The organism is Variovorax sp. CAN15 (assembly GCF_030462475.1).
GTDB lineage: Bacteria > Pseudomonadota > Gammaproteobacteria > Burkholderiales > Burkholderiaceae_C > Variovorax.
Map to the genome: position 1 here is coordinate 1 of NZ_JASMRZ010000150.1, position 5,179 is coordinate 5,179.

The following is a 5,179-nucleotide window of genomic DNA, read 5'->3' on the forward strand; positions in this document are numbered from 1 at the left end:
CCTTCGGCGCGCTGGCGCACGGCATCGGCACCAGCGAGGTCGAGCACGTCATGGCCACGCAGACGCTGCTGGGCAAGAAGGCCAAGAACATGCTTGTGAAGGTCGATGGCAAGCTGCCGCTCGGCTGTACCGCCAAGGACATCGTGCTGGCCATCATCGGCAAGATCGGCACGGCGGGCGGTACGGGCTACACCATCGAATTCGCGGGCTCGGCCATTCGCGACCTGAGCATGGAAGGCCGCATGACGGTGTGCAACATGGCCATCGAGGCCGGCGCGCGCGCCGGGCTGGTGGCGGTCGACGAGAAGACCATCAGCTACGTGAAGGGCCGCCCGCTCGCGCCCACCGGCGTCGAATGGGACCAGGCCGTGACGTACTGGCGGACGCTGCAGTCCGACCCGGGCGCGAAGTTCGATGCCGTGGTCGAGCTCGACGCCGCGCAAATCCAGCCGCAGGTGACCTGGGGCACCTCGCCCGAAATGGTGGTCGAGATCAACGGCCGCGTGCCCGATCCCGACAAGGAAAAGGACGCGAGCAAGCGCGGCGCCATCGAGCGCGCGCTGGTCTACATGGGCCTGGAGCCCAACAAGGCCATGAACGACATCTTCATCGACAAGGTGTTCATCGGCTCGTGCACCAACAGCCGCATCGAAGACATGCGCGAAGCCGCCGCCGTGGTCAAGAAGCTGGGCCAGAAGGTCGCGAAGAACGTGAAGCTCGCGATGGTCGTGCCCGGCTCGGGCGTGGTGAAGGAACAGGCCGAGCGCGAAGGGCTCGACCAGATCTTCAAGGCCGCGGGCTTCGAATGGCGCGAGCCCGGCTGCTCGATGTGCCTGGCGATGAACGCCGACCGCCTGGAGCCCGGCGAGCGCTGCGCCTCCACCAGCAACCGCAACTTCGAAGGCCGCCAGGGCGCGGGCGGGCGCACCCACCTCGTGAGCCCGGCCATGGCCGCCGCTGCCGCCGTGCACGGCCATTTCGTCGACGTGCGCACCTTCGCTTGATCTGGAGACATCCCATGCAGAAATTCACCGTGCACAAGGGCCTCGTGGCTCCCATGGACCGCGAAAACGTCGACACCGACGCGATCATTCCCAAGCAGTTCCTCAAATCGATCAAGAAGACCGGCTTCGGCGTGAACCTGTTCGACGAGTGGCGCTACCTCGACCCGGGCCTGCCCGGCCAGGATCCGGCCAGCCGCAAGCCGAACCCCGACTTCGTGCTGAACAAGCCGCGCTACGCGGGCGCGTCGATCCTGCTGGCGCGCCAGAACTTCGGCTGCGGCTCGTCGCGCGAACATGCGCCGTGGGCGCTCGACCAGTACGGTTTCCGCGCGATCATCGCGCCGAGCTACGCCGACATCTTCTTCAACAACAGCTTCAAGAACGGCCTGCTGCCGATCGTGCTGCCCGAGTCGCAGGTGGCGCAGCTCTTTGACGAGACCTTCGCCTTCCCCGGCTACACGCTGACCATCGACCTGGAGCGCCAGGTGGTGGTGAAGCCCGACGGGCAGGAGTTCGCATTCGACGTGCAGGCCTTCCGCAAGTACTGCCTGCTCAACGGACTGGACGACATCGGCCTCACGCTGCGCCACAAGGACAAGATCAAGGCCTTCGAGGCCGAGCGCCTGGCGCAGAAGCCGTGGCTTGCGCATACGATGCTGGCCAACAGCTGAGCCGCCTGAGCCTGTTCGCTCGCTCCCATTCATTCCCTCAACAGAAGACAAAATGAAAATCGCAGTTCTCCCGGGTGACGGCATCGGCACCGAAATCGTGGCGGAAGCCGTCAAGGTGCTCGACGTGCTCGACCTGAAGTTCGAGATGGAATCGGCACTGGTCGGCGGCGCGGCCTACGAGGCGCACGGCCATCCGCTGCCCGAATCAACGCTCAAGCTCGCGAAGGAAGCCGACGCGGTGCTCTTCGGCGCCGTCGGCGACTGGAAGTACGACAAGCTCGACCGCCCGCTGCGTCCCGAGCAGGCCATCCTGGGGCTGCGCAAGAACCTGGGCCTGTTCGCCAACTTCCGCCCGGCCATCTGCTACGAGGAACTGGTGGGCGCCTCGAGCCTGAAGCCCGAACTGATCGCGGGCCTGGACATCCTCATCATCCGCGAGCTGACCGGCGACATCTACTTCGGCCAGCCGCGCGGCCGCCGCGTCGCGACGGACGGGCACTTCCCGGGCGCCGAAGAGGCGTTCGACACGATGCGCTATTCGCGCCCCGAGATCGAACGCATTGCCCGCGTGGCCTTCGAGGCCGCCCGCAAGCGCAGCAAGCGCGTGACCAGCGTCGACAAGAACAACGTGCTGGAAACCTCGCAGCTGTGGAAAGACGTGATGCTCGACATCGCGAAGGAATATCCGGACGTCGAACTCGACCACATGCTGGTCGACAACGCGGCCATGCAGCTCGTGAAGGCGCCCAAGAAATTCGACGTGGTGGTCACCGGAAACATGTTCGGCGACATCCTCTCGGACGAGGCCGCGATGCTCACCGGCTCCATCGGCATGCTGCCCTCGGCATCGCTCAATTCGAGCAACCAGGGCCTGTACGAGCCCAGCCACGGCAGCGCGCCCGACATTGCTGGCAAAGGGGTTGCCAATCCTTTGGCTACAATCCTGTCCGCTGCCATGATGCTCCGCTTCTCCCTCAACCAGCCCGAAGCTGCCGACCGTATCGAGTCGGCGGTCAAGGCCGTGCTCGCCTCCGGGCTGCGTACGGGCGACATCTGGTCTGAAGGCACCAAGCGCGTCGGCACCCGCGAGATGGGCGACGCGGTCGTTGCAGCAATCACCAAAAAGACGATTACCGGCTAACCGCAGCCCGCTTCGTCACGCCCCTCCCCGGCTCGACGAGTCGGGCGCAAAAAAGACAACTTTTCTTTTTTTCATAAGGGCAAACTGAAATGGCGAACGCATCTCAACCTCTGGTCGGCCTCGTGGGCTGGCGCGGCATGGTCGGCTCGGTCCTGATGGACCGCATGCAGGCCGAAGGCGACTTCGGTCTCATCGAGCCGGTCTTCTTCTCGACCTCCAACGCCGGCGGCAAGGCCCCGGCGATGGCCAAGAACGAAACCGCGCTGAAGGATGCGAACGACATCGAGGCACTGAAGAAGTGCGACATCGTCATCACCTGCCAGGGCGGCGACTACACCAGCGAGGTGTTCCCCAAGCTGCGCGCCGCCGGCTGGAACGGCCACTGGATCGACGCCGCCTCTACCCTGCGCATGAAGGACGACGCGATCATCGTGCTCGACCCGGTCAACCTGCCGGTCATCGAGAACGCGCTCGCCAAGGGCGGCAAGAACTGGATCGGCGGCAACTGCACCGTGAGCTGCATGCTCATGGGCGTGGGCGCCCTCTACAAGGCCGGCCTGGTCGAGTGGATGACCAGCATGACCTACCAGGCCGCATCGGGTGGCGGCGCGCAGCACATGCGCGAGCTGCTGACGCAGTTCGGCACCCTCAACGCCGAAGTGCGCGCTCTGCTGGACGACCCGAAGTCGGCCATCCTCGAAATCGACCGCAAGGTGCTGCACAAGCAGCAGACGCTCAGCGCCGCTGAAACGGCCAATTTCGGCGCGCCGCTGGGCGGCTCGCTGATCCCCTGGATCGACAAGGACCTGGGCGACGGCATGTCCAAGGAAGAATGGAAGGGCGGTGCCGAGACCAACAAGATCCTCGGCCAGGGCGCGGGCTTCGGCACCGCCGCCGTGCCGGTCGACGGCTTCTGCGTGCGCATCGGCGCGATGCGCTGCCACAGCCAGGCCCTGACATTCAAGCTCAGGAAGGACGTGCCGGTGGCCGACATCGAGGCGATGATCGCGGCCGACAACCCCTGGGCCAAGGTCGTGCCGAACACGCGCGAAGCCACTGTCAAGGACCTGACGCCGGTGGCCGTGACGGGCACCATGAACATCCCGGTCGGCCGCATCCGCAAGCTGGCGATGGGCCCGGAGTACGTCGGCGCCTTCACCATCGGCGACCAGCTGCTGTGGGGTGCCGCGGAGCCGCTGCGCCGCATGCTGCGCATCCTGCTCGAAGCCTGATGCGGGCTGCTCAGGCTTTGAAACACGTATTGTTGCCTCCAAGCAACGCGAGATGTGTGCGTAAGTATGCGCGCACTGGGTAGAACAAGCGCATTGCCTTGTCAGTGCCCGGTGATGGTGCTAACGTCCTCTTACAAATTTCGGGCCTGAGCCGCCCCCTATCAGCATGACAAGACATCTGTTGCCTGCGGCCAGCCCATCGGCCGCTCGCCCACCTCTTCCATCGAACGGTTGGCGCCTTTCCATCCTTGGCGCGGCCGCAGCCGTAGCCATGGGCATCGCCAGCGTCGACGCCAGCGCCTTCACGCTGGGCCAGTTGAAGGTGCAGTCGGCTCTCGGCGAACCCTTGCGTGCCGAGATCGAGGTCACCGAAATCGCCGCCAACGAGGCAGACGGCCTGAAGATCAACATCGCCACGGCCGAGGCATTCAAGAATGCCGGCGTGCCGTACAACTCGGCGCTCAGCGATGTCAAAGCAACGTTGCAGCGCCGCGCTGGTGGCCAGTACGTCGTGCGACTGAGCGGCAACCGCCCGCTGAACGACCCGTTCATCGACCTGCTGCTCGAAGCCAACGGCGCATCCGGCCGTATCGTGCGCGACTACACCGTGCTGCTCGATCCGCCGGCCACGCGTCAGGCCACCGCCAGCACGCAGGCCACGCCCATTTCGCCCCAGATCAGCGCTCCCGTCGAGCGCGCGGCACCCGTGGCTCGTGCGCGCCGCGAGCGCCCGACCGTGGCGGCCGCGGCCCCCTCCCCCGCTCCCGCGCCTGCTGCAACGGCGCCCGCCGCGGCCGCGCCGGCCGGGCTGAGCGAGCCTTCCTTCAAGACGCAAAAGGCCGCGAAGCACGGAGCTTCGCGGCCTTTTCTTTTCGTCGCAGCGCTATGGATCAGTTGCGGTACGGATTGTTGGGATTGCGGTCGTACCGGTTCGGAACGCCGTCGCCGTCACGGTCCCTGTCGTAGCGGTTGGGCACGCCGTCGCGGTCCCGGTCGCCGTAGTGCGGGCGCGGCGGCGGCGGGCGGTCGTAGGGTGCGACCACGCAGCCGGCCAGGATGGCCGATGCGGCCAGCAGGATCGCCAATGTCTTGGTCATGCAAGTGCTCCTGGGAGTGTTTGGGAAACCGGGG

The 5,179-nt window shown here is 65.9% G+C and carries 6 protein-coding genes; 4 read left to right on the plus strand and 2 right to left on the minus strand.

The genetic code is table 11. The features are described from left to right. The 4 genes from leuC to asd all read left to right on the plus strand — a co-directional run. A partial coding sequence (gene leuC, locus QMO14_RS32670) for a 3-isopropylmalate dehydratase large subunit (protein ID WP_301512269.1) occupies positions 1-1,004 on the plus strand: 1,004 nt, incomplete at its 5' end. A gap of 14 nt (positions 1,005-1,018) precedes the next feature. Continuing rightward, a complete protein-coding gene (gene leuD / locus QMO14_RS32675; protein WP_301512271.1) occupies positions 1,019-1,675 on the plus strand; it encodes a 3-isopropylmalate dehydratase small subunit in 657 nt (218 codons plus the stop codon). A 52-nt stretch (positions 1,676-1,727) separates the two neighbouring features. Continuing rightward, positions 1,728-2,816, plus strand: coding sequence for a 3-isopropylmalate dehydrogenase (gene leuB, locus QMO14_RS32680; protein ID WP_301512272.1), 1,089 nt, complete (start codon positions 1,728-1,730; stop codon positions 2,814-2,816). Between the two features lie 89 nt (positions 2,817-2,905). Then, complete coding sequence (gene asd, locus QMO14_RS32685) at positions 2,906-4,048, plus strand: aspartate-semialdehyde dehydrogenase (protein ID WP_301512273.1); 1,143 nt, start codon at positions 2,906-2,908, stop codon at positions 4,046-4,048. 633 nt (positions 4,049-4,681) lie between these two features. Here asd and QMO14_RS32690 read toward each other — a convergent pair. Next, positions 4,682-4,876 carry a hypothetical protein gene (locus QMO14_RS32690; protein ID WP_301512275.1) on the minus strand — a complete coding sequence of 65 codons (195 nt, stop codon included), beginning with the start codon at positions 4,874-4,876 and terminating at the stop codon, positions 4,682-4,684. 62 nt (positions 4,877-4,938) lie between these two features. Beyond that, positions 4,939-5,145, minus strand: coding sequence for a hypothetical protein (locus tag QMO14_RS32695; protein ID WP_019654179.1), 207 nt, complete (start codon positions 5,143-5,145; stop codon positions 4,939-4,941). Positions 5,146-5,179 lie beyond the last annotated feature (34 nt).

Bases quoted from the DNA above. Each gene is read 5' to 3' on its own strand.
- leuD (WP_301512271.1), top strand. From the start codon at position 1,019: ATGCAGAAATTCACCGTGCACAAGGGCCTCGTGGCTCCCATGGACCGC.
- leuB (WP_301512272.1), top strand. From the start codon at position 1,728: ATGAAAATCGCAGTTCTCCCGGGTGACGGCATCGGCACCGAAATCGTG.
- asd (WP_301512273.1), top strand. From the start codon at position 2,906: ATGGCGAACGCATCTCAACCTCTGGTCGGCCTCGTGGGCTGGCGCGGC.
- QMO14_RS32695 (WP_019654179.1), bottom strand. From the start codon at position 5,145: ATGACCAAGACATTGGCGATCCTGCTGGCCGCATCGGCCATCCTGGCC.